18 protein-coding genes, 1 tRNA gene and 1 pseudogene are annotated in these 24,862 nt (G+C 63.5%); 15 read left to right on the top strand and 5 right to left on the bottom strand.

Going from position 1 to position 24,862, the window contains the following annotated elements; genetic code table 11:
• The 3 genes and pseudogenes from ASF90_RS20830 to ASF90_RS20840 all read left to right on the top strand — a co-directional run.
• Positions 1-369: pseudogene (locus ASF90_RS20830) on the top strand (xylose isomerase); the annotation flags it as partial.
• 256 nt (positions 370-625) lie between these two features.
• The gene (locus tag ASF90_RS20835) at positions 626-2,053 is read left to right on the top strand and encodes a sugar porter family MFS transporter (protein ID WP_055854773.1); all 1,428 of its coding nucleotides are present in this window, start codon (positions 626-628) and stop codon (positions 2,051-2,053) included.
• 350 nt (positions 2,054-2,403) lie between these two features.
• Positions 2,404-3,954 carry an MASE1 domain-containing protein gene (locus ASF90_RS20840; protein ID WP_055854776.1) on the top strand — a complete coding sequence of 517 codons (1,551 nt, stop codon included), beginning with the start codon at positions 2,404-2,406 and terminating at the stop codon, positions 3,952-3,954.
• Here ASF90_RS20840 and ASF90_RS23110 read toward each other — a convergent pair.
• On the bottom strand, positions 3,893-4,360 hold the full coding sequence (locus ASF90_RS23110) for a hypothetical protein (protein WP_082473648.1): 468 nt from the start codon (positions 4,358-4,360) through the stop codon (positions 3,893-3,895). The genes ASF90_RS20840 and ASF90_RS23110 overlap by 62 nt on opposite strands.
• A 202-nt stretch (positions 4,361-4,562) precedes the next feature.
• A complete protein-coding gene (locus ASF90_RS20845) occupies positions 4,563-4,784 on the bottom strand; it encodes a hypothetical protein (protein WP_055854778.1) in 222 nt (73 codons plus the stop codon).
• Between the two features lie 231 nt (positions 4,785-5,015).
• Here ASF90_RS20845 and ASF90_RS20850 point away from each other — a divergent pair, with 231 nt between their 5' ends.
• A complete protein-coding gene (locus ASF90_RS20850) occupies positions 5,016-6,167 on the top strand; it encodes an N-acetylmuramoyl-L-alanine amidase (RefSeq protein WP_055854780.1) in 1,152 nt (383 codons plus the stop codon).
• 36 nt (positions 6,168-6,203) lie between these two features.
• On the top strand, positions 6,204-7,127 hold the full coding sequence (gene folE2, locus ASF90_RS20855) for a GTP cyclohydrolase FolE2 (protein WP_055854783.1): 924 nt from the start codon (positions 6,204-6,206) through the stop codon (positions 7,125-7,127).
• A gap of 443 nt (positions 7,128-7,570) precedes the next feature.
• Here folE2 and ASF90_RS20860 read toward each other — a convergent pair.
• Positions 7,571-7,645: transfer RNA gene (locus ASF90_RS20860), tRNA-Glu, on the bottom strand.
• 49 nt (positions 7,646-7,694) lie between these two features.
• On the opposite strand from ASF90_RS20860, the gene pcnB reads away from it, so the two are divergent.
• The 8 genes from pcnB to ASF90_RS20900 all read left to right on the top strand — a co-directional run bounded on the left by pcnB (position 7,695) and on the right by ASF90_RS20900 (position 14,572).
• Positions 7,695-9,062, top strand: coding sequence for a polynucleotide adenylyltransferase PcnB (gene pcnB, locus ASF90_RS20865; protein WP_055854786.1), 1,368 nt, complete (start codon positions 7,695-7,697; stop codon positions 9,060-9,062).
• A 3-nt stretch (positions 9,063-9,065) separates the two neighbouring features.
• Positions 9,066-9,551 (top strand): 2-amino-4-hydroxy-6-hydroxymethyldihydropteridine diphosphokinase, encoded by a 486-nt coding sequence (gene folK, locus ASF90_RS20870; protein WP_055854789.1) that lies wholly within the window; start codon positions 9,066-9,068, stop codon positions 9,549-9,551.
• Positions 9,552-9,586: 35 nt separating this feature from the next.
• Positions 9,587-10,402, top strand: coding sequence for a 3-methyl-2-oxobutanoate hydroxymethyltransferase (gene panB, locus ASF90_RS20875; protein ID WP_055854791.1), 816 nt, complete (start codon positions 9,587-9,589; stop codon positions 10,400-10,402).
• Positions 10,399-11,241: a pantoate--beta-alanine ligase gene (gene panC, locus ASF90_RS20880; protein ID WP_055854794.1), complete on the top strand. Its 843-nt coding sequence runs from the start codon at positions 10,399-10,401 to the stop codon at positions 11,239-11,241. The genes panB and panC overlap by 4 nt, the downstream gene beginning before the upstream one ends.
• A 177-nt stretch (positions 11,242-11,418) precedes the next feature.
• The gene (gene panD, locus ASF90_RS20885) at positions 11,419-11,799 is read left to right on the top strand and encodes an aspartate 1-decarboxylase (RefSeq protein WP_055854797.1); all 381 of its coding nucleotides are present in this window, start codon (positions 11,419-11,421) and stop codon (positions 11,797-11,799) included.
• Positions 11,796-13,310 (top strand): glucose-6-phosphate isomerase, encoded by a 1,515-nt coding sequence (pgi, locus tag ASF90_RS20890; RefSeq protein WP_055854799.1) that lies wholly within the window; start codon positions 11,796-11,798, stop codon positions 13,308-13,310. Before panD ends, pgi begins: the two co-directional genes overlap by 4 nt.
• 287 nt (positions 13,311-13,597) lie before the next feature.
• Positions 13,598-13,942, top strand: coding sequence for a type II toxin-antitoxin system prevent-host-death family antitoxin (locus ASF90_RS20895; protein WP_055854802.1), 345 nt, complete (start codon positions 13,598-13,600; stop codon positions 13,940-13,942).
• 3 nt (positions 13,943-13,945) lie between these two features.
• Positions 13,946-14,572, top strand: a complete 627-nt coding sequence (locus tag ASF90_RS20900; RefSeq protein ID WP_055854804.1) for an AAA family ATPase — start codon at positions 13,946-13,948, stop codon at positions 14,570-14,572.
• A gap of 1,024 nt (positions 14,573-15,596) precedes the next feature.
• Here ASF90_RS20900 and ASF90_RS20905 read toward each other — a convergent pair.
• Positions 15,597-17,552: an alkaline phosphatase PhoX gene (locus ASF90_RS20905; RefSeq protein ID WP_055854807.1), complete on the bottom strand. Its 1,956-nt coding sequence runs from the start codon at positions 17,550-17,552 to the stop codon at positions 15,597-15,599.
• 435 nt (positions 17,553-17,987) lie between these two features.
• On the opposite strand from ASF90_RS20905, the gene ASF90_RS20910 reads away from it, so the two are divergent.
• Both ASF90_RS20910 and ASF90_RS20915 read left to right on the top strand, forming a co-directional pair.
• The gene (locus ASF90_RS20910) at positions 17,988-20,600 is read left to right on the top strand and encodes an exo 1,3/1,4-beta-D-glucan glucohydrolase (RefSeq protein WP_055854811.1); all 2,613 of its coding nucleotides are present in this window, start codon (positions 17,988-17,990) and stop codon (positions 20,598-20,600) included.
• A gap of 259 nt (positions 20,601-20,859) precedes the next feature.
• Positions 20,860-22,422: a sodium/sugar symporter gene (locus ASF90_RS20915; RefSeq protein ID WP_055854870.1), complete on the top strand. Its 1,563-nt coding sequence runs from the start codon at positions 20,860-20,862 to the stop codon at positions 22,420-22,422.
• A gap of 205 nt (positions 22,423-22,627) precedes the next feature.
• On the opposite strand, the gene ASF90_RS20920 is transcribed toward ASF90_RS20915, so the two are convergent.
• Positions 22,628-24,481, bottom strand: coding sequence for an EAL domain-containing protein (locus tag ASF90_RS20920; protein WP_055854815.1), 1,854 nt, complete (start codon positions 24,479-24,481; stop codon positions 22,628-22,630).
• Positions 24,482-24,862 lie beyond the last annotated feature (381 nt).

Here is a 24,862-nt window from a genome sequence, read left to right on the forward strand (position 1 = left end):
TACGACACCGTCGGCGCGATGCTGGTAGTGCTGCGGCAGGGCGGGCTGGCACCGGGCGGCTTGAACTTCGATGCCAAGGTGCGTCGCGAATCGTCCGATCCGCAGGACCTGTTCATGGCCCACATCGGCGGCATGGACGCGTTCGCACGCGGTCTGGAAGTGGCCAATGCGCTGCTGACGTCCTCGCCGCTGGAAACCTGGCGCGCCGAGCGTTACGCCAGCTTCGACAGCGGTGCCGGTGCCGCGTTCGCCAATGGGTCCAGCACGCTGGTGGACGTGGCCAAGCATGCGGCCGGCAATGTGCCGACCCAGATCAGCGGCCGCCAGGAAGCCTACGAAAACCTGATCAATCAGTACCTGACGCGTTGATGTTTCATTGCATCGGTCGCAGTGCACAACTCCTTGAGAACGGATCTTCGGTTTTGCGANTCCAGCACGCTGGTGGACGTGGCCAAGCATGCGGCCGGCAATGTGCCGACCCAGATCAGCGGCCGCCAGGAAGCCTACGAAAACCTGATCAATCAGTACCTGACGCGTTGATGTCCCGTGGCCGGCGGCGCATCGCGTCGCCGGCCGACGGCGGCCACACCAGTGACCGCTCCCTTGCATGTTTCCAGGTGAACCCATGTCCAGTGTCTCCGTAAACGGCGCCCCCGATGCCGGTGAGAACACCCGTTTCATCGTCCTGATCAGTTGCGTTGCAACGATCGGCGGTTTTTTGTTCGGTTTCGATAGCGGCGTGATCAACGGCACTGTCGATGGCCTGAAGCAGACCTTCCATTCCAGTGCCGCCGAGACCGGATTCGAGGTCGCCTCGATGCTGCTGGGTTGCGCCATCGGCGCCTTCTTCGCCGGCCGCCTGGCCGACCGTTGGGGCCGCCGCGCGGTCCTGATCATTTCTGCGGCGCTGTTCCTGCTCTCGGCCATCGGTGCCGGTGCCTCGCACAGCTCCGGCTTTTTCATCTTCGCGCGCGTCATGGGCGGCTTTGCCGTCGGTGCGGCGAGCGTCATTTCACCGGCCTACATCGCCGAGGTCGCCTCCGCGCGCTATCGCGGCCGCCTCGCCACCATGCAGCAGATCGCCATCATCAGCGGGCTGTTTTGCGCCTTCCTGAGCAACTATCTGCTCGCCAACGCGGCGGGTGCCTCCACCGAACCGTTGTGGGCCGGGCAGGCCGCCTGGCGCTGGATGTTCTGGATGCAGGCGATTCCGTCGCTGGCGTTCCTGCTGTTGCTGCTGGTCATCCCCGAAAGCCCGCGCTACCTGGTGGTCAAGGGCCGTCGCGAGCAGGCGCTGGTGGTGCTCAAGCGGCTGTACGGCAACGCTGCTGCGCAGACCAAGCTGACCGAGATCTCCGCGTCCATGTCGGCCGACCAGCACAAGCCCAAGTTCTCCGACCTGATCAGCAAGGCCACCGGCAAGGTTCGCCCCATCGTCTGGATCGGCGTCGGCCTGGCGGTGTTCCAGCAATTGGTCGGCATCAACGTGGTGTTCTATTACGGCGCGGTGTTGTGGCAGGCGGTGGGCTTCTCCGAACAGGATGCACTGCTGATCAACGTGCTCTCCGGCGGCCTGAGCATCGGCGCCTGCCTGGTCACGGTGATGCTGGTCGACAAGATCGGCCGCAAGCCGCTGCTGTGGATCGGCTCGGTCGGCATGGCGGTGTCGCTGGCCTTGGTGACTTATGCGTTCGCCACCGCGTCGCTGGACGCCACAGGCAAGCTGGCGATGTCCGATGCCATGGGCATGCTGGCGCTGGTGGCCGCCAACGTCTACGTGGTGTTCTTCAACGCCTCGTGGGGCCCGGTGATGTGGGTGATGCTGGGCGAGATGTTCCCCAACCAGATCCGCGGCTCAGGCTTGGCGATCGCCGGTGCCGCGCAGTGGACCTCCAACTTCGCCATCACCGTCAGCTTCCCGATCCTGCTCGGCAGCATCGGTCTCGCCGGCGCCTATGGCATCTACACGGTTGCCGCCTTCATCTCGGTGTTCTTCGTGCTCAAGTACGTCTACGAGACCAAGGGCAAGGAGTTGGAGCAGATGGAGGGCTGATTTAGCCTGCTATGCAACTTTCGGCATGAAAAAAGAAGAAAGCCGCGCAACAGCGCGGCTTTCTTTTATGTCCTAGCGCATGCGGCGTCGAAGACGACTGCTGCATAAGCGCATCAAGATGAGTGTTGATGGCTTGAGTGTTCCTGCACCTGATCCGGTCAGGCGACCCGATGCCGGCTAGCGCACTTCCTTGAGTTGGGTGACGCACCAGTAAAGTGCAAAGCGTGTCCTCGAATGAATTTGCCGAGTGAAGAGCAACTGCCTCTTCTAGCGAATTGTGCGCCACCGCTATACTCCAATCCGCAGTTCCCTCCAGACTAGGGTGAATCGTGGAACCAAGGAGTGGTGGTATGGCTTCAGCCAGGGAAGTCCTCAGGGGCACGCTGATCGGCGTGTGCTACGGACTTACGTTTGTGATGCTTTGGTTCTGCTCGATAGACCAGTGGTACCTGCCTGTCGGCTTGCGCGTCATCACCTTGCTGTTTCGGCCGTACCGAGAGTGGCCGTTTTTGTTGGCGGGTGACGCTGCTGCCATGCTCTGGCTGCGCGTCCCACTGGCACTGCGCCAGGATTACAGCTTGATATGGGCCTATCTCAGTCCGTTTTTGCACGCGCCAATGATTGCGTACGTTATATGGCTAGCAAGGCATCATTCGCGCGGGCAGGTCTACCAAGTTCGTTGGTTGATCCCGTTTGCCATCGCTGTCGCTTTTTGTAATTCATTGTGGAGCATTGTGATCAATGCACTGCTGGATGGCCCGGCGACAGTTAACTTTTTGGAGTTCCTACTCCGTTATTGGGTAGGTAGCTATCTCGGCATCTTGATGTTCCTGCTTCCAGTGATGCTTTGGTCGCCCAAGCAGTCGCAGCCGATCAGGGCTGAATTGCCACGTGATCTTGGTGCTTCGGTAGTCGCCATCGTTGCGTTGTTTTATATGCTCAATTACACGCACGATGCGCTTCCCCGCAACATCTTGATGATCGCATTGATAGGGCCCGCAGTTTTATTGACTCGACGTCACGGCATTACGGGGACTGCTCTAGGTACCTTGTTGGCGATGGTGGCGCTTGCTATCAGTATTCCAAAGGTCTATCAAATTGGATTCTATGATCCGAATCTTTTTTTGATTCAGTTGTTCCATGTCCTGGTAAGTGCCGCGCTTTTCATTTTTGGTGCTCGTCTGACCATTCCTTTTGAGCGATTCGATACGATCCGCAGAATCAGGGCGGACTCGCAACAGGCCGTAAAAGATAGTTATTTAGGTGCCGAACGTACCTTGCGCAATCAAGTGTTGGAGTATTCGGATGTCAATGCTCAGATCAATCGAATGCGCAAAGATATTGTGGCGGATTTGCGTTCGAGGGGGCATCACGCGGCTGCGATGGAAATTACTCGTGTCGCTGTGATTGAATCTCGGCTTCTTCAGGAGTATGTCGCCAATTTGTACCCTCTGGAGATTGAAACGCACGGCTTGTTTCAATCGCTGCGTTCGCCAGCTTTGGCGCGATTCAAATCCACAGGGTTCGAGTATCTTTTGCGAGGGGATTGCCGTCAGCTCTCACTCGGTCTTCAGTTGGCTGCCTATCGCTGCACGCTTAGTGCAATCGAGTTGCTGCCCCATGCAAACAAGCATTTTATCCAAGCCCGCGCATGGCGGGGCCGGGGTGGGCAAGGTGTTGTGATACGTGTGTTCGCGGATACATCTTTGGTGGACTCCGTGCGGCGCGACTCGCCCGAAGCGGAAGCCGAGTTTCGCGCCCGATTGAAATCGCATGGCGGCATGTTCCGTCGCCGCCATGCGTTAGTACTCACCTTCCTTGTCGCGGAGGCGTCTGCTGTTACTTCGAAGGAGAGACTCTCCAGTGTTCCCCGTTGGCTTGCGACTCGACGTGCACAGTGAAATTTGCATTCCGATAGACCATGCGAGACGTGTTGCTGATTGCACTATTCACGTTGAAAGAAACCGCGTTTTCCGAAATGGAGTTAGTGATCGGTACTGAAACGCGGTCGACATCCTTGCCCATTGGGACTACCCAAAGCGCATTGTCGACACGCGCGACCACGGCCCGTACTGTGCCTGCGGTGTCGTTGATCTGCAGGTAGGTGACGCCATCACGTTGAAATTCGTAAATGGACCAAGCGGCATCTAATGCGAGGTTAGTGGCACTCGGATGGTTTTCGCCGAGTCCGGTTGCTCTCACTCCTACGCCTCCGGAAGGACAACATGTTTGAGCGATCGCATGACCCATCACCAGAAATCCCGTTAGCACAAGAATTGCTTTCAGTGCATTATTTTTCGCGTCCATAATGTCTTTGCCTTCCCCCTGCGTGGGGCAACTCCGCCTGCAATTCAGGCGCTTATACGTTACGTGTTGATAGAGACGTTTTGTTGATTGTTTGTCGCATAAAAACGCGGCCAGATATCACAGGTGATAAATAAGCGTAGTCAACCACGGTACGCATCCCAGACCCATCTTCTTCACCAAGCGTCGCGGCTTTGAGAGGTGCTTACTTAGCCGAGCACTCGCTGCCGGCACGCTCGAACCAATCAATCACTTGCCGATGGTGTGCCAGACCCCAAAGACGCAGAAATTGTTGGGTGTGGTGGTTGGCGGTGTCGCGCAGCTCGATGAGGCGCTGCGCAATGAAGACCGGCGTCAGCGGCTGGGCACAGGCGATCTCGATGCAGTGACGCCAGGCAGAGTAGCTATCAGGAAGGTGGGCAGGCATCGGGCGGGCTCCAGGGCGGGTTGTTAGATGAACGTCGAGGCACAGGGTTGGACGTTCCCTAGTGCTGCGACAGCGTTGTGTTATATTATAACAATTACGGATCTTCGCGCGCTTCCTGCCTCTCGTGTCTTACCCCCTACCTCTGTCTAAATGCTGTTCGATCGTGCGTCGCCCTCCACGGATTCCCCTGTCGTGGCGAGCTGATGGCTCGGGCAGGCGCGGGTGCCAACGATGAACCGGCGACACCTATTGCAAGGCGCTAGCGCTGCGTTGCTGCTGTCGCCCGTCGCCGGCTATACGCAAGATCTTCCTTCCTTGCTTGAGTGCAGCGTGCAGCAGCAAGGCGATGTACTGCGTCTTCGGCTGGCCTTGAGTGGACAGGCTGGTTATCGCAGTTTCGGCTTGTCGGGTCCTGAGCGTTTTGTGATCGATTTATCCGGTGTCTCGGCACAACCGCCCCACATCGTGCCGCCAGCTGACGATGTTGCGGTCACACGCATCCGCAGCGGGCCACACGCCGATGGGATGCGTGTGGTGCTCGATCTGGCCCAGCCGGTCGCAGTCACTAAGCACTGGGACGGCAATGTTTTGTTACTGGACCTGGTTGCCGCATCCAGCGCGGTGCCGCTGCCGACAGTCGTTGCTGCAGACGCGCCGGTCATCGCGATGCGCTCGCGCCTGCATCCGTACGTGATCGCCATCGATGCCGGCCACGGCGGCAAGGATCCCGGTGCGGTAAGTGCCGATGCGCGTTACGAGAAGTATGTCGCCATGGCGGTGGCCGGGCGTCTGCATCAGCGGCTCGCTGCCGACACGCGCTACCGACCGACCATGATCCGCAGCGACGACCGTTTCGTGCCGCTGCACGAACGGGTGTTGATCGCCCATCGCCACAACGCCGATCTGTTCGTGTCCATCCATGCCGACGCCGCGCCCAACACGCAGGCCAGCGGCGCGTCGGTGTTTGCCTTGTCCGAAAATGGTGCCAGCTCGGCGTTGGCGCGCTGGATTGCCGACAGCGAGAACGCCGCAGACGACATGGGCGACAACGCACGCCGGCTACGCGTGCCGAGCAATCCGGTGCTGTCGCAGGTACTGGCCGATCTGTCGCTGAGCGGAACCATCGCCAGCAGCGTTGCGTTCGGTAACTTGATGCTGGGCCGCCTGCAGCACGTGACCCGGCTGCATCAGCCTCAGGTGGGGCAGGCCGGTTTTGCGGTGCTGAAGTCGCCTGACATTCCCTCGTTGCTGGTGGAAACCGGCTTCATGAGCAACCGCGACGATTGCTATCGCTTATGCGGCGATGCGCATCAAGACGAGCTCGCGCAGACCCTGCATGCGGGCATCGACGACTACTTCCAGGCATTTCCTGGCCGCGCCTGATACGCGGCTGTCATCTTCATCATCAACGAGTTCCCGATGTCCGCCACGCTTCCCGATGTTGCCGTTACCGAACCGCCCGCGTTGAGCGCACCGCTGCGCTGGGTGGGCATGCACGATATTGCCATCCCCGTACGCCTGGATGAGGCCGAGCCCAGCGGTACCGTCTCGGCTCGCGCCAGCGTGCAGGTCGATCTGCCGCGCCCCGAGATCAAGGGCATCCATATGTCGCGGCTGTACCGCCTCTTGGACCGATATCTGGAGCAGCCGGTCTCGCCAGCGATGTTGTCGCAGTTGCTGCAGGCCTTGATCGACAGCCATGCCGACTGCGGCAGCCGGGCGGCGCGGGTGACGCTGTCGTTCGAGGTGATGCTGCGCACGCCGGCTTTGCTCAGCGAAGGCCTGGCCGGCTGGCGCGCATACCCGGTGCGCATCGATGCGCAGTGCAGGGCAGGGCGCAGCCAGGTCCAGCTGCAGATCGACGTGCTGTATGCCTCGACCTGCCCGTGTTCGGCGGCATTGTCCCGGCAGTTGTTGAGCGAGGCATTTGTGCAGCAGCACGCCAGTCGCGCTGCGGTGCCGTTGGACGACATTGCGCAGTGGCTGCAGGTGCACGGTTCGTACGCCACACCGCACAGTCAGCGCAGCCTGGCGCAGGTGCGCGTGGATCTGTTGGCCTGCCTGCAGCGGCTGGATATCCGTGCATTGATCGGCGTCTGCGAACAGGCATTGGCGACGCCGGTGCAGGCGGCGGTACGGCGGATCGACGAGCAGGCATTCGCACGTTTGAACGGCGCCAACCTGATGTATGTGGAAGATGCCGCGCGGCGTTTGCGCATGGCGTTGGCTGAGCGCTACACGTCCTTCGACGTGGCAGTGCGCCACCTGGAAAGTTTGCATGCCCATGACGCCGTTGCCGAAACCGGCAGCGATGAAGATCGCACATCCCCGTTTGCCAGTTGAGGAGAGGCCATGCACTGCAAGTATCCAAGGCGTGTCGCGCGGATGGCGCGCAAGTACGGCATGTCGGCTATCGCGATGGGGCAGGGGCGATACAACATGCGCTGCGCGCCAGGGATCGATCTGTCTGTGCTGTTGGCACTCATCGTGTTGCTGTGATCGACCAGCCTGCGGATCACGCCGCGCACGCGGGCAGTGCAGCAGATAGCTCGGCGGGGTGCGATCTCGATTGCTTCCAGGTCGGCCAATGGTGTGGCGCTCAACCGGACTCGGCCAGATGACTCGATTGACCGGAGAGTGCTGGTGACGGGAGGACTGCCGAACGTCACGGCCTGTGCGGTCTCGCTGCCCGCCGCTGCAGCTGCACCACCCATTAAAACTACCTGCGTCACAATGCAAAAACCCCGCAATGCGGGGCTTTGGCGTGGTCTGCAGCAGGACGAACGTGGTGCTCCCTAGGGGACTCGAACCCCTGTTTTAGCCTTGAGAGGGCCACGTCCTAACCATTAGACGAAGGGAGCGTTTTTGTCGCGTCTTGTGCAGCGCGCTAGTATAGTGAGGTAATAGCCGTTGGGCAATCCTGCAACACAAGACGGAAGCGCCATCATCGAACCCTCAGTTACATCCCCGTTCACGCTGCGCGTCATTCCACGCGATCAGCACACCATTTCGCGTAAGGACATCAGCCCCAACGCGCTGCGCGTGCTGTATCGCCTGCGCGAGTCCGGCTTTGGTGCCTATCTGGTCGGTGGCGCAGTCCGCGACCTGCTGGTCGGTGGCCACCCCAAGGATTTCGACGTTGCGACCAGCGCCACGCCGGAAGAAGTCAAGGCGCTGTTCCGCAATTGCCGGTTGATCGGCCGTCGCTTTCGTCTGGCGCACGTGGTGTTCGGCCGCGAGATCATCGAAGTGGCCACGTTCCGCGCCAACATCGACGATGGCAGCGGCGACCGCGAGCTGGATAACGGCCGCCTGGTGCGCGACAATGTCTACGGCAGCATCGAAGACGACGCGATCCGCCGCGACTTCACCTGCAACGCCTTGTACTACGCGATCGAAGATTTTTCGGTGCGCGATTACTGCGGCGGCTTCGAAGACGTGCAGGCACGCCTGATGAAGTTGATCGGCGACCCGGAGCTGCGTTACCAGGAAGATCCGGTGCGCATGCTGCGTGCAGTGCGCCTGGCGGCCAAGTTGAACTTCGAGATCGAAGCCGGCAGCGCCGAACCGATCCCGCGTCTGGCCGGGCTGTTGTCCGAAGCCGCGCCGGCACGCCTGTTCGAAGAAATTCTCAAGCTGTTCCTGTCCGGGCACGGCGTGGCCAGTTTCGAAGGCCTGGAGCGTTACGGCCTGCTCGGCGCGTTGTTCCCCGAGAGTGCAGCGGCGCTCAAATCCAACCGTAGCGGCGCGTTGCGCGCGATGGTGCTGGAAGGTTTGCGCAATACCGATGCGCGCGTGGCCAACGACGAGCCGGTGTCGCCTGCCTTTCTGTTCGCGTTGCTGCTGTGGCCAGCGTTCTGCCGCACCTTGATGGGGCTGCAGGCGCAGGGCGTGCAGCCGGAAGATGCGCAGCGGCGCGCCGCCGACCGGGTCACCTTGCACCAGCTTGAGCGGGTGGCGTTGCCGCGTCGTTTCTCGCTGCCGATGCAGGAAATCTGGCTGCTGCAGACGCGCTTCTCGTCGCGTCAACGCAAGCGCGTGTTCCGTACCTTGTCGCATCCGCGCTTCCGCGCGGCGTACGATTTTCTGGTGTTGCGTCAGTTCGCGTCGGCCGATCATGCGGCCGATGTGGAGTTCTGGCGCGAGGCGCAAAAGTCGTCCGGCCAGGAGCTGGTCGATGCGATCGAATCGGCGCAGGCCGATCACGATGGCGACGAGGGTGCACCGCGCAAGCGTCGCCGCCGTCGTCGTCGCACTGGCGCGTCGGCAGGCGAGTAGGGCATGCATGTCGCCTTTGTCGGCCTGGGTGCCAACCTGGGCCCGGCCGAGGCCAGCGTGCGCGAGGCCATCGCTGCGCTTGGCGCGCTGCCGCAGTCCGCGCTGATTGCGGCTTCGCGCCTGTACCGCACGCCGGCCTGGGGCCGCGAAGACCAGCCCGACTTCATCAATGCCGTGGCGCAGCTGCGCACCGAGCTGGCGCCGCTGCCGCTGCTGGAGGGCTTGCTCGGCATCGAGCAGTCGTTCGGCCGCGAGCGTCGGGCCGGCGAGCGCTGGGGCCCGCGCACGCTGGATCTGGACCTGCTGCTCTACGCCGATCAAGTGATCGATCTGCCGCAGCTGCAGGTGCCGCACCCGCATCTGCACGCACGTGGCTTCGCGCTGCTGCCGCTTGCCGAGCTGGCGCCGGAGGCGATCATTCCAGGCCATGGAACAGTGCGGCACGTATTGCAGGCGATCGATGTCTGCGGGCTGGAGCCGATTGGGTAGATAATGGCCGGCTTATCACCCCACGTAATGACTTCATGAGCAGCCACGCCGACAGCAAGCCCTGGACCGTGCCCGCCTTGGCGCAGGCCAAGCGCGAGGGTCGAAAACTGGTGATGTTGACCGCCTACGACGCCGGGTTTGCGCGCAGCTTCGACGCCAATGGCGTGGACCTGATCCTGGTCGGCGACTCGCTCGGCATGGTGGTGCAGGGGCACGATTCCACCTTGCCGGTCACCACCGCCGACATGGTCTACCACACCGCCGCGGTCGCGCGCGTGCTGGAGCGGGCCTTGCTGGTGGCCGATCTGTCTTTCCAGGCCGATGCCACGCCCGAGCGTGCGCTCAATGCCGCCACCCAGCTGCTGCAAGCCGGTGCGGAGATGGTCAAGATCGAAGGCGCCGGGCACAAGCTCGACGTCATCCGTTACCTGGTGGAGCGCGAGATTCCGGTGTGCTCGCACCTGGGGCTCACCCCGCAATCGGTGCTGCGGTTTGGCGGCTACAAGGTGCAGGGCCGCGGCGAAGCCGGCGAGCAATTGCGCCGCGATGCGCAGGCGGTAGTCGATGCAGGAGCCAGCCTGGTGGTGCTGGAATGCGTGCCCACGCCGATCGCCGCGCAGATCAGCGCCGACCTCAGCGTGCCCACCATCGGCATCGGTGCCGGCCCGGGCTGCGATGGCCAGGTGCTGGTGATGCACGACATGCTGGGTCTGGACAGCGGCCATCGCCGGCCCAAGTTCGTCAAGGATTTCCTGGCCGAAGGCGGTTCGGTGGCCGGCGCGGTGCGTGCCTATGCGCAGGCCGTTCGCGATGGCAGCTTCCCCGATGCAGAGCACGCGTACGCCGCATGATCCAGACCATTACCGATCTTTCCACCTTGCGCGCCCTGGTCACCGGCTGGAAGCGCGAAGGCCTGCGCGTGGCACTGGTGCCGACCATGGGCAACCTGCACGCAGGGCATTATTCGTTGGTGATGCTGGCGCGCCAGTATGCCGACCGCGTGGTGTCGAGCGTGTTCGTCAACCCGACCCAGTTCGGGCCCAATGAAGACTTCGCCCGTTACCCGCGCACGCCCGAAGCCGACCTGCGTGGGTTGGAGGACGCCGGTTGCGATGCGCTGTGGCTGCCGGACGTGGACACCATGTATCCGCTCGGCACCGCGTTGGCCACGCCGGTCCACGCACCGGGCGTCAGCGATGTGCTGGAAGGCGTGTGCCGGCCGGGGCATTTCGATGGCGTCTGCACGGTGGTGGCGCGTCTGTTCAACCAGGTGCAGCCGGATGTAGCCGCATTCGGCAAGAAGGACTACCAACAGCTGGCGGTGATCCGGCAGATGGCGGCCGACCTCGCATTTCCGATCGAGATCCTGGGCGGCAGCATCGTGCGTGAAGCCGACGGCCTGGCGATGAGCTCGCGTAACCAGTATCTGTCGGCCGAGGATCGGCCCGTGTCGGCACAGATCCGCAAGGTGCTGCTGCAGATGCGCGACAGGTACACCGCCGGCACGCCACGCGCGCAGGTTGAAGAAAGCGCCGTGCAGGCGCTGGAACAGGCCGGTTTCCGAGTCGATTACGCGGTGGTACGCCTGCCCGATCTGAACGAGCCGGGCGACAGCAATGCCGGTGCGCGTGTGGCCTTGGTCGCCGCGCGTCTGGGCGCGACGCGGCTGATCGACAACCTGGAATTCTGAGACTGCCCGGATCGCCGCGTGCTGCCGCGCTGAGCGGTGGCGGCAAGCGCGCGATCCAGGGCCAAAGGTCCTGCCTCACCGCCGCCTGAAGCCCTCACCAGCGGCCGCGCGGCACCCGGGTGAGCGCGGGCGCTTTCCGCTAAAATGCCATCTTTCCTTTCGTTGTTGCCTGCGTCCATGCACCTGTCCCTGCTCAAAGCCAAGATCCACCGCGCCACCGTCACTCACTCCGAGCTCAATTACGAAGGCTCGATCGCCATCGACGGCCTGCTGCTGGAAGCGACCGGCATCCGCGAATTCGAACAGGTCCACATCTGGGACGTCACCAACGGTGCGCGCTTCAGCACCTACGCTATCCGTGCCGAAGAAGGCAGCGGCATCCTGTCGCTCAACGGCGGTGCTGCGCGTCACGTGCAAGTGGGCGATCTGATCATCGTGGCTGCGTTTGCCAGCATGAGCGAAGACGAAGCCAAGACCTTCAAGCCCAATCTGGTATATGTGGACGCGCACAACGCAATCTCCCACACCAACCACAGCATCCCCACGCAGGCCGCATGACACAGACCAACGGATTCGACGCGCTTCACGCCCACGCCCAGCGCCTGCGCGGCGCTGCCATCCCCGCATTGCTTGCCGCCGAGCCGGAACGGCCGACGCAGTACGCCAGGCAAGTCGGTCCGTTGTATTTCAATTTCGCGCGTCAGAAGTACGACCGCGCCGCGCTCGACGCACTGTTCGCCATCGCGCGCGAGCGCGATCTAGCCGGTGCATTCCAGCGCCTGTTCCGTGGCGAGCAGGTCAACGTCACCGAGCAGCGCGCTGCATTGCACACCGCGTTGCGTGGCGATCTGACCGACGCGCCGGTGGCCTCTGAGGCTTATGCCACCGCTGCAGAAGTGCGCCAGCGCATGGGTGCGTTGATCGAGCAACTCGAAGCCACCGACGTCACCGATATCGTCAGTGTCGGCATTGGTGGGTCGGACCTGGGCCCGCGTCTGGTGGCCGATGCATTGCGTCCGGTGACCGGTGCACGCTTCCGCGTGCATTTCGTGTCCAACGTCGATGGCGCCGCCATGCAGCGCACGCTGGCCACGCTGGACCCGGCACGCACCGCCGGCATCCTGATTTCCAAGACCTTCGGCACCCAGGAAACGCTGCTCAACGGCGGCATCCTGCATGCCTGGTTGGGCGGCAGCGAGCGCCTGTTTGCCGTGAGCGCCAACCCCGAGCGCGCGGCCAAGGCATTCGACATCGCACCGAGCCGCGTGCTGCCGATGTGGGATTGGGTCGGCGGGCGCTATTCGTTGTGGTCGGCGGTCGGTTTCCCGATTGCGCTGGCGATCGGCTTCGAACGTTTCGAACAGCTGCTCGAAGGCGCCGCGCAGTTCGATGCGCATGCGCTCAACACGCCGCTGGAAGAAAACGTCGCGGTGCTGCACGGGCTGACTGCAGTGTGGAACCGCAATCTGCTCGGCAGCGCCACGCATGCGGTGATGACCTACGACCAGCGCCTGGCCCTGCTGCCGGCGTACCTGCAGCAGCTGGTGATGGAGAGCCTGGGCAAGCACGTCAAGCTCGATGGCTCGGCGGTCGACAGCGACACCGTGGCGGTGTGGTGGGGCGGCGCGGGCACCGATGTGCAGCACAGCTTTTTCCAGGCGCTGCATCAGGGCACCAGCGTGGTGCCGGCCGATTTCATCGGCACTGTGCACAACGACGACCCGTATGCCGAGAACCACGTGGCCCTGATGGCCAATGTGCTGGCGCAGACCGAAGCGCTGGCCAATGGTCAGGACAGCAGCGATCCGCACCGTAGCTATCCGGGAGGCCGTCCGAGCACGGTGATCCTGCTCGATGCGCTCACTCCGCAGGCGCTGGGCGCATTGATCTCGATGTACGAGCACAGCGTCTACGTGCAATCGGTGATATGGGGCATCAACGCGTTCGACCAGTTCGGTGTGGAGCTGGGCAAGCAGCTGGCCAGCCAGCTGTTGCCGGCACTGAAGGGCGAGTCGGCCGACGTCGCCGACCCGGTGACGCGCGAGCTGCTGAGCAAGTTGCGCGGCTGAGCCGCCGCACAGCTGTAGCGTCAAACGACGGGGCCTGCGGGCCCCGTTTCAGTTTGGGCGGCTAACAAAACGACGGCGCTCGCCGCCAGGTGGGCGCGGCCGGTGCTGGGTACGGCGTATGTACTCATAAGTTCTGAGTGCGCCGTTTGCACCCACTTGATGATTGCCCACTACGGTTTTTAGCCGCTCTCGTTTAGGGTTTGGCGTGGAATAGTCCAAAATGGACAAATTTCCCAAAATGGGCATTTGGGCGTAGCCTGGGGTCACTCACTTCGCAGGACCGCCCCATGTCCCGTCATCAGGACTTGCCCGAGCTCGAAAAAGCGCCAGCGGCCGACATCAAGATCAAGGGCTGGCCCAGCCTGATGCGCAAGGTGCGCACCCACGGCGCGGTGGTCATCACCAATCACAATCACCCCGAAGCAGTGGTGGTGGATGCGGAGGAATACCGGCATCTGGTGCGGCAGGCCAGCGCGCTTGCCGATGCGGCCACGCGCGCGCAGTCGCTGCAGGCCTTGCAGGTCAGATTCGACGCGCATCTTGCCGCGGTTACCGATGGCGCGGTGCTGGGACAGGTGATCGCCAAGCCCGCACGTCGTGGCCGCAAGATTCCCTTGGGTCCGTCGCTCTGATCGATGGGACATATTCTGGTACTGGCCGGCGTCAACGGCGCCGGCAAGAGTTCGCTGCTGGGCACCTTGCTGCAGGAAGACGGTGCCACCTGGTTCAACCCGGATGCCTTCACCCGGCAACTGGTGGAGCAGGGCTGGACGTTGGAAGAGGCCAATGCCCAGGCTTGGCAGGAAGGTGTGCGACGGCTTCGCCAGGCAATGGCGGACGGCAGCGATTACGCCTTCGAAACAACATTGGGCGCAACCACCATCCCGCGCTTGCTGCGCGAGGCCTGTGAACGGCACACGGTGGCAGTCTGGTTCTGTGGCTTGTCGACGGTGGAGCTGCATATCGAACGCGTTGCGGCACGGGTCGCCGGCGGAGGTCATGCGATCGCCGAGCACAAGATCCGCGAGCGTTTCGATGCCTCGCGCGCCAATCTGATCGCCTTGCTGCCGCATCTGTCGGTGCTGCACGTCTACGACAACAGCGCCGCTGCCGATGCATCGGGGCAGGCCGAGCCGCTGCTGGTACTGGAACTGGATCGGGCCGGTCTGCATTATCCGCAGACGCCCGCAGAGCTGGCACAGGTACCGGAATGGTCCAAGCCCATCGTGATGGCAGCACTGGAAAAGCATCGCGTGTTTTGAAGCGTGCATCCGGTCCTGTAAGCGGTGAGGGCGCCGCGCGCCCGACTCACTCCGCTTCTGACTGTATCCAAACGCCTCTACGACTCAAATCCTTTGCCGCTTTTGCATCTTGTGTCTGGATGGAATTAGATATTTCGGATAGATCAGATGCAGAGCGAATGATTTACAGCCTGGCTGCAGGGCCCTTGCCCGCCCACCCTCGCGGGACACGCCGCAAGTACATCTGTGTAGGCTCTTACGCGGCATCCATGCCGCGTAAGGTCCCGCGACGGTGGGCGGGCAAGGACCGGTCGGGAATGTCGGTCCGCATGGTGCAAGCAATGCGTGATGTATGTTGTTTGGATCATCGTGGTTTCGGTTAGCTTTCCAACGCAAGCCGAGCCATCAATAAGCTTTCAAAGAAGCAACCGACTAACTTTCTGGTGCGGTGTCCTCACCGCTTGCGGGACCGTGTGGCGGCATGGATGCCGCCACCGAGCCCCCAGGGACGGGTTCACGGCGTGTCCCGCGAGCGGTAAGGGCACCGTGCCCTCGACTCACTCAGCTTTTGACTGTATCTAGACACCTCTACCACTTGGATCCGTGGCTGCTTTTTCATCTTGTGTCTAGATGGAATGAGACAGTCGGATGGATCAAAAACAGAGCGAATAATCTGCAGCGTGCAACACCATTGCATTCATTATTAGGCGAGTGCTCGCTACGTTGTGTCAGTCGCTCAACATCTGTGCCGCAGGCAGGCCGCGATTGCACAGACGGGCGCCGATCTCCGAGCCTCGACAGGCATCGGTGTTGCAGAACAAACGCGTTGCCGAATTGCAGAAATGCAGGTTGCCGAATTGCAAAAATGCAAATGGATTGGATTCAACGCATTGCGTTGTCCGCATGAGATAGCCCTACACCAGAGATAGCCGTACACCAGCGCGCCCTCGTGCAAGCGTCCGTCGTCCATCGCCCAGTTGAAACGACAGAAAGACGGCGTCGCTCGCAGCGCTTTGCCAGCACTGCGAGCGACGACAACCTGCGCTTACGCCTTGCTCAATTGCACTGCCACCGGGTCGCCGGTGAGATACCCCACTGCGGCGCCAAAGCGGTTCTTGTAATTGGCTCGCACCAGCGGGTCCAGGGTGGCCTTCACGGTGTCGTGCAGCGGGGTTTCCCAATCGCCGGGGTGCTGGAAGTTACTCATCACGTAGGTCCAACCGTGGATCTGGTCGACCGCATGCAGTCCGGTGGATTCGGCGCCGGCCGGCACCGACAGCACGCGTGTCAGTGCGCCGCTGTCCACGTTGTAGGCCCACAGGAAGTTGTTGACGTGCAGGCTGCTGTCTTCGCCGATGAACAAGGTGCGCAGCGCTTCGGAGAACTTGAGATTGTCCGGGTTGGCCAGGCGTTCCGGGTCGGCGAGATTGCCCAGTGCATCGGCGCTGGCCAGGTCATGGCCGGTGAGCGCGGCCGGGGCGGCCATGTCGATCGGTACCCAGTCGCTGTGGATCGTCGCACCGTGGCTGTCGCGCTGCCCGCCACGTAGATTCAAGGCGTACACCGCGCCGGATTCCGGGCCTTGCACTTTCACGTCGCCCGAGCCGTTGAGCATGCTGGTGACGATGTAGGACATCGCCATGTAGGCGACCTTGTCCTTTGCATTGACGGTAGTGCCTTCGAGCTTGGTAAAGCCCAGACTGCCGCCGGCCAATGCCGCGTAGCGGTGGGTTTCCAGGTACGTGGCGGCCTTTTCCATGCCGGGCTTGATGCGGATCCAGTTGAAGGTGCCGTTGAACGGGATCTTGGTGAAGCTGGCATCGCCTGGGTCGCTCAGATGCACGTCGAGAATGTCGTCGGCGGTGAGACGGTCGGCCATCGCCTGGATCTCGGCGCTGGTGGCGTGACCCAACTTGATCCAGCTCAGTGTGGCCGCACCCGGGCCAATGCCCGAGGTCTGGTGCCACTTGCCGACATACAAGGTGCCAGCCGATAGATCCGCCTTGCGGTCGGCGATGAACATGAAAAGCCCGCCGTTGGTGGCGTCGTCGCCCATCAGTACGGTGCGTTGGTCTGGCATCACCTGCACCAGTTCGTGCGAGATGCGGCCCAGGCAGTAGTGCTTGCGCACGCTCCCGGTGCCATCCGGGTGCACGGTGATCTCCGGCAGGTGGCCGTAGTGATACGGGTTGGCCTTGGTCGGGTCGCCGTAGAGATGCGTGCTGTAGCTGCGGAACTGGGTATTGCCGGCCAGCGCGGTGGCGTCGGGTTCGTACTCTTCGCTGGACAGGTGGGTATTCCACGGCGACAGGCTGGCGCCGCAGGTGGTCCATAGCCCGTGCACCGGCGCGGTGTCGACGTTGTGGTACTTCACCAGCGACAGCTTGCCGGTGGCTGGGTCCTGGTCCAGCGTCAGCACCGCGATCGGCGCGGGCAGATGGCGATTGGTGTCGTTGCCGGCCTGGTCGCGGGTGGTGTATTCGAACTGCACCACCGCAAACACGTGATTGCCCTTGACTCCGTTTACCTTGGCATTGGGCAGGGTCAGCAGCGACGAGCCGTCCGGGCAGTCGGAAAAGAACGGGCGCTCGGCGCCGGGCTTGGAGCGGTCGATGATGGGGCGATGCTGGATGTCGTAATAGCCGCCGGCCAGCACGGTGCCGCCCTTGCCGTCGGGCACCTGATCGCCGGTGACGAAGAACGGGTGGTAGGCCAATGCGTAGCGCTGGGTACTGCCGTCGCTGCGGGCCACGGTCAGTGCCGAGCCCACCGTGGTGGTGGCCATCGCGGCCGGGTTGGCCAGGCTGGGCGCAGGCATGCCATGGAAGGTGGCCGAGACCAGACGGGTGGGGTTTTCCGATGGCCGCAACCCACGCGCGGCCATGGCGGCACCGCCAAGTTGCTGGAGCGCGGCGGCGCTGGCGCTGCCGAGCGGCAACAGGGGAACGGCCGCCAGCAGTTGCATGAGGCGGCGACGGGAGGGGTCGGGGGAGGCAGACATCGGAACTCCAGGCAAAGACAACGATCAACGATGGCCGGTGGCGCATCGGCAAGCGGGTCACGCTAGGCCCGGGATATGACAGTTGTTTGACGGCGAGCTCACCCGTTGGCGTCGGTTCGGATGCCGCGCGCAAAGCGGGCGCGGCCAGTCCGTTGCGAGGCGCGGCGCCTGCGCAGTGCGGTCCGAGCCCGGTGGTGCGATGCAGCAAAGTGCGAGATGGGCCAAGGCCAAGCGGCGCGCCGGATTTGGCGATTTTCCGTGGTTTGACAGGTGCTGTCGGTATTCCAAGGCTATAGCCCCGGCCAATAAGTTGGCCGTCATTCGGCATACGGGCGGGCGTGGTTGACAGGGTAGGGGAATCACGCAAGCGTACGCCGCCTAATGGCCTGCGGCGTAACGCATCGCCGTGGGAGAACCACCCTGGAGACCCGGATCTTGGACATGCTGCTTCGCCGTACCGCCGCGCCCGTCGCGCGCCGCGCCCTCTCTCTGGCTACCGCTGCGGCGGTGCTGATGCTGGCCGCCTGCCAAGGCAAGGATGCCACTGCCGAGGCCAGCAAGACCGCGCCGGCCGCAGCGCCTGCCGAAGCGTCTACCACCATCCATCCGGACCAGTGGCCGTCGCCGAAGTGGCCGTTTGCGCAGGATGCGGCGCTGGAGCAGCGCGTCACCGACGTGATGGCCAAGATGAGCGTGGAAGAGAAGGTCGCCCAGACCATCCAGGGCGACATCGCCAGCCTGACCCCGGACGATGTGCGCAAGTACCGCCTCGGCTCAGTGCTGGCCGGCGGCAACTCCGATCCCGGCGGCAAGTACAACGCCAGCCCGGCCGAGTGGCTTAAGCTGGCCGACGCCTTTTATGAGGCGTCGATGGACACCTCCAAGGGCGGCAACGCGATTCCGATCATCTTCGGGATCGATGCGGTGCACGGCCAGAGCAACATCGTCGGCGCCACGCTGTTCCCGCACAACATCGGCTTAGGGGCCACGCGCAATCCGGAGCTGATCAAGAAGATTGGCGAAGTCACCGCTGCCGAAACCCGCGTCACCGGCATGGAGTGGACCTTCGCGCCCACCGTCGCGGTACCGCAGGACGACCGCTGGGGCCGCAGTTACGAAGGCTATTCCGAGTCGCCGGATGTGGTGGCCAGCTTCGCCGGCAAGATGGTCGAAGGCGTGCAAGGCATTCCGGGCACTCCGCAGTTTCTGGACGGCAGCCACGTGATTTCGTCGGTGAAGCACTTCGTCGGCGACGGCGGCACCACCGACGGCAAGGATCAGGGCGACACCAAGGTGTCCGAAGCCACCATGCGCGACATCCACGCCGCCGGTTACCCGCCGGCGATTGCGGCCGGCGCGCAGACGGTGATGGCCTCGTTCAACAGCTTCAACGGCGAAAAGATGCACGGCAACAAGGTCATGCTGACCGACGTGCTGAAGGGTCGCATGAACTTCGGTGGCTTCGTGGTTGGCGACTGGAACGGCCAGGGCCAGGTCAAGGGCTGCACCAACGACAACTGCCCGGCCTCGTTCATTGCCGGTGTCGACATGGCGATGGCTGCCGACAGCTGGAAGGGCATCTACGAAACCGAACTGGCGGCAGTGAAGTCCGGCCAGATTTCGGCCGAGCGGCTGGACGATGCGGTGCGCCGCATCCTGCGCGTCAAGCTGCGCCTGGGCCTGTTCGAAGCCGGCAAGCCGTCCAAGCGCCCGCTCGGCGGCAAGTACGAATTGCTGGGCGCGCCGGAACATCGCGCGATCGCCCGTCAGGCGGTGCGCGAGTCGCTGGTGCTGCTGAAGAACCAGGCCGGCATCCTGCCGCTGGATCCGAAGAAGCGCGTGCTGGTGGTCGGCGATGGCGCCAACGACATGGGCAAGCAGTCCGGTGGTTGGACGCTGAACTGGCAGGGCACCGGCACCAAGCGCAGCGACTACCCCAACGGCAACACCATCTGGGAAGGTCTGGACAAGCAGATCAAGGCCGCCGGCGGCACCGCCGAGCTGGCCGTGGATGGCGCCTACAAGACCAAGCCGGATGTGGCGGTGGTGGTGTTCGGCGAAAACCCGTACGCCGAGTTCCAGGGCGACATCGCCACGTTGCTGTACAAGCCGGGCGACGACAGCGAGCTGGCCTTGCTGAAGAAGTTCAAGGCCGACGGCATTCCGGTGGTGGCGGTGTTCCTGAGCGGCCGTCCGCTGTGGATGAACCAGTACATCAACGTGGCCGATGCGTTCGTCGCTGCGTGGCTGCCGGGTTCGGAAGGCGAAGGCCTGGCTGACGTGCTGCTGCGAAAGGCCGATGGCACGGTGCAGAACGACTTCAAGGGCAAGCTGAGCTTCTCCTGGCCCAAGACCGCAGTGCAGTTCGCCAACAACGTGGGCCAGAAGGATTACGACCCGCAGTTCAAGTTCGGTTTCGGCCTGACCTACGCCGACAAGGGCGACCTGGCCGCACTGCCGGAAGACTCCGGCGTGTCCGGCGAGCAGTCGGTGGGCGGGGTGTACTTCGTGCGCGGCAAGCCGGCGCTCGGCATTGCGATGCAGCTGTCCAACGCGGGCCAGGCCAACATGCCGGCGACCACGCTGCCGGTGGGCCTGTCCGACGGCAGCCTGAAGATGAGCGCGGTCGACCACAAGGCGCAGGAAGACGCGCGGCGTCTGGTGTGGTCCGGTGCCAAGACTGCCAGCGTGCTGCTGGTGTCCGGCAAGCCGGTGGATGTCTCGCGTGAGAGCAACGGCGATGTGCAGCTGCAGCTGACCATGCGCCGAGACAGCGCAGTGACCGCGCCGGTGTGGCTGGGCGTGGGCTGCGGCGACAAGTGCGGCGGTCGCGTCGATGCGCAGAAGACCCTGGCCGCACTGCCGCAAGGCCAGTGGAAGGTGGTCGGAATCCCGCTCAAGTGCTTTGCCAAGGCAGGTGCCGACGTCACCAAACTGACCCAGGTCGCCAGCATCGAAAGCGGTGCGGCACTGGATCTGGCGGTGTCGAAGATCGCGCTGGGCGCGCTCAACGAAGCCGACGTCGCGGTGGACTGCGCGGTCAAGTAATCCCCATGCCCGGAGGCACGCTTCCGGGCACGGTGCAGGTCAAGCGAAACAGGTGCGTCGCCGCTTCCGGCGACGTCTCAAAGCGGCCACCGATTGCGGTGGTGCCATCAGCCGCCGCGGGGGCGGTGTTGTCGATCGGCCGGGATGGCCTGCAGACGCGGTTCGCCGCGCTGCCATTGCGCACCTGGTGCGCGGCGGCGGCATTCTGCAGCCCTGCCTGATCGTCGGCGCATACCCCAGAGCCAGACAGGAGAGTGCAGTGGGTTTGGCGACGTTGGATATCGTGATTGTGCTGGTCTATCTGACCGGCATCTTCGTGCTCGCGCAGTGGGTGTCGCGCGAGAAGGCAGGCCACAGCAAGAGCGCCGAGGATTACTTCCTGGCCAGCAAGTCGTTGCCGTGGTGGGCGATCGGCGCTTCGCTGATTGCCGCGAATATTTCTGCCGAACAGATCATCGGCATGGCCGGCTCCGGCTATGCGATCGGCTTGGCGATTGCGTCCTACGAATGGATGGCGGCGTTGACGCTGCTGATCGTCGGCAAGTTCTTCCTGCCGATCTTCCTGCGCAACGGCATCTACACCATGCCGCAGTTCCTGGAGCAGCGTTACGGCAAGTGGATACGCACGCTGATGGCGGTGTTCTGGCTGCTGCTGTACGTGTTCGTCAACCTGACCTCGATCCTGTGGCTGGGCTCGATCGCCGTCAGCCAGGTCACCGGCATGGACCAGACCCTGGCGCTGACGCTGATCGGCGTGTTTGCGCTGGTCTATCAGCTGTATGGCGGGCTGAAGGCGGTTGCCCTGACCGATATCGTGCAGGTCACCCTGCTGGTGCTGGGCGGGCTGCTGGTGGCCGGGCTGACGCTGGCGCGGATCGGCGATGGCGCCGGCGTGCTGGCTGGCTTCAAGCAGTTGTGGGCCGCGCACCCCGAGCACTTCCACATGATCCTGACCAAGGACAACCCGTTCTACAAGGATCTGCCGGGCCTGAGCGTGCTGCTCGGCGGGCTGTGGGTGATGAACATCAGCTACTGGGGCTTCAACCAGTACATCATCCAGCGCGCGCTGGCCGCCAAGAACATCGGCGAAGCGCAGAAGGGCATGGTGTTTGCGGCGTTTTTGAAGCTGTTGATGCCGCTGGTGATCGTGGTGCCGGGCATTGCCGCAGTGGTGCTGGCGCCGGATCTGGCCAAGCCCGATCAGGCCTATCCGACCATGATGCAGTTGCTGCCGACCGGCATCCTGGGTCTGGTGTTTGCGGCGTTGGTCGCGGCGATCGTGGCGTCGCTGGCATCGAAGATCAACTCGGTGGCCACCATCTTTACCCTGGATTTCTACGCCAAGTTCCGCCCGCAGACCGAGCAGAAGCAGCTGGTGCGCGTGGGCCGGATCGTGGCTGCAGTGTCGGTGCTGATCGGCATCCTCACCGCGCGTCCATTGCTGGGCAACTTCGATCAGGGCTTTCAGTTCATCCAGGAATTCACCGGCTTCTTTACGCCGGGCGTGGTGGTGATCTTCATGCTCGGCCTGTTCTGGAAGCGCGCCAACGAAGCCGGCGCGTTGACCGCAGCGATCGGCTCGGTGGTGCTGTCGTTCGCGCTGAAATTCGCCTGGCCGGAACTGCCGTTTATGGACCGCATCGGCGTGGTGTTCCTGGCCGCACTGGTGCTGGCGGTGGTGGTGTCGCTGATGACCGCACCCACCCAGGCACGTGACCTGATCCGTACCGACGATGTGGCCTACGGCACCACGCTGGGTTTCAAGATCGGCGCAGCTGGCGTGATCGCGATCCTGATCGTGCTGTACACGGTGTTCTGGTAAGTCAGGAAGTTGTATTGAGTTGCCGACGCATCGTCTGTCGGCTGCTCCAGGGCTGAAAAACAACGCGGCGCGACACTTCGGTGTCGCGCCGCGTTGCGTTATAGCGTTCTTCGCTGGCGTAGCAACCAGCGACAGTCACGTTGCTTGCAGGGCGAGCGGCTGCGTAGCGGCAGCGCGCGATGGTGCAGGCATCGGGTGCGCGTGCTTACACCCGCGCCGCAGCCAGGCTTGCTGCAAGCAACGTGGCCGGCGCGTTGAATTGCGCGTGCCACGGCGTCTGCAGCCAGGTTTCCAGGGCGGCGGCCGGCATCGGCTTGGCGATCCAGTAGCCCTGGCCTTCGTCGCAGCCCCACGCGCGCAACTGCGCATACGCCTCGGCCGACTCGATGCCTTCGGCCACCACGCGCTGGCCCAGGCTGTGGCCGAGCTGGATCATCGCCGGCACCAAGGTGCGGTCGGTGCGGTTGTCCGGCAGCGAGCGGATGAAGGATTGATCGATCTTCAGCGAGCTGGCCGGCAGCTGCTTGAGATAGCTGAAATTGCTGTAGCCGGTGCCGAAATCGTCGATGGCGATGTGCACGCCCAACGCGGCCACATCGGCCAGCTGTTCGGCCAGATGATCGGGGTGGCGGATCATCGCGCTTTCGGTGAATTCGATTTCCAGCCGGCGCGGGTCGAGCTTGTGACGTTCCAGCCCGCGTCGCAGCATGCCGGCGAAGCCGGGACGGTCCAGATCGGCCGCCGACACATTCAAGGCCAGGTTGAAGTCCAGGCCCTGCTGCTGCCAGCGCGCGGCCTGGGCGATGCCGTTATCGATGACCCAGGCGGTGATGCGGTTGATCAGCGCGGTCTTTTCGGCCATCGGTATGAAGTCCGATGGCATCACCGGGCCGATCATCGGGTGCTGCCAGCGCAGCAGCGCTTCCACCGCCACACAGCGGTGATCGTTCAAGTCCACGCGCGGCTGGTAATGCAGGCGCAGCTGGCTGGCGCTGTCCAGCGCGGCGGGCAGGGCGGCAAGCAGGCGAAAGGTGTTGCGCTGTGCCACATCGTGCTTGCGCTCGTACATGCTCCACGCCAAGCAGCGTTCGCGCGACACGTCTACCGCAGTGGTCAGCGAGCGGATGGTGTCGGCCGCGCCGTAGCTGGTCTGCAGCGACACCGCGCCGATCGAGGCTACCGCGGTATGCGGGATGCCCTGGTGATCCAGCGGCTCGGCAAACGCCTTGGACACCTTGTTGCACAGGCTGGACAGGCGTTGGGTTTCGGCCTGGGTGAGGAAGCCGAAGGTGGTCGGGTCCAGCCGGTACAGCACCGTTGTGGCAGGCAGGTAGGCGGCCAGGCGGCGCTGCGCCAGCGCGACATACCCGTCGGCGTAGTCCCAGCCCAGCGCCTTGACCATGTCGCGGAAATAGTCGCTGCCGCAGATGTCCACCGCCACCGCAGTGGTGGTCGATGCGGTATCGCGCTGCAACAGCCAGGCATCCAGATCTTCGCCAAAGCGCGAACGATTCGGCAGCCCGGTCGACCCGTCGCGATAGGTGGTGCTGCGTAGGTTTTCCACCCGCAGCACGGCCAGATCGCGCAAGTCCTGCAGATGCGTCAAGGCGTCCGCATCCAGACCTTCGCGCGGGCTGGTGCCGATCACGCACAGGGTGCCGATGCGGTGACCATCGCGCAGCCGCAATGGCGCGCCTGCGTAGAAGCGGATGAAGGGCGGGCCCAGCACCAGCGGGTTGTCGCAGAAACGCGGATCCAGCTGCGCATCCGGCACCACCATCACCTCGTCCGAGCGGATCGCATGCGCGCAAAACGCCTGGTCGCGCGGAGTTTCCGGTGCATCCAGACCGACACGCGCCTTGAACCACTGGCGATGTTCGTCCACCAGCGACACCAGCGCGATCTCCGCGCCCAGGCTGCGCGCTGCCATCGCGGCAATGGTTTCGAACATCGGGTCCGGCGGCGAATCCAGCAGGCACAGGCCGCGTAGAACGGCCAGACGGGTGGCTTCGTCGGACATGGAGGTCGCTTCAGTATCGGAGGTGGGTACGGATTGCATGTGGCTCTATCGGCCTCGGCCGTATCCACTTGACGTGACCGTGCTGGCTTATTCAGCTGCCAGCAGCGCAATGGCATGTTGCAGCGCGGCGGATGGAGCACGCGCGGTGTTGCTGCTGCTCACGCGGCAGATCCGGTTTTCGCGCTGCAGCACGCGAGTGCGCACTGCCGCGTGTCACCAGTGCGTTGCGCTGTCAGGCTGGGCGCGTCGTCATGCCGACACCGCAAGTCGCTTGAACACACGGAAGTTAACGTTACCAGCGGGCTGGTGCCTGGTCTGCGCGCTCGGTCTGCATCCCGCAATTTTTTCGGATCTGTGAACCAGCCGCAGATCGCGCCCGCCGGCCACCGGCACGGTTGGGCGCACGTGGGCCGGGCATGC

It is taken from the genome of Xanthomonas sp. Leaf148, assembly GCF_001423585.1.
Taxonomy (GTDB): domain Bacteria; phylum Pseudomonadota; class Gammaproteobacteria; order Xanthomonadales; family Xanthomonadaceae; genus Xanthomonas.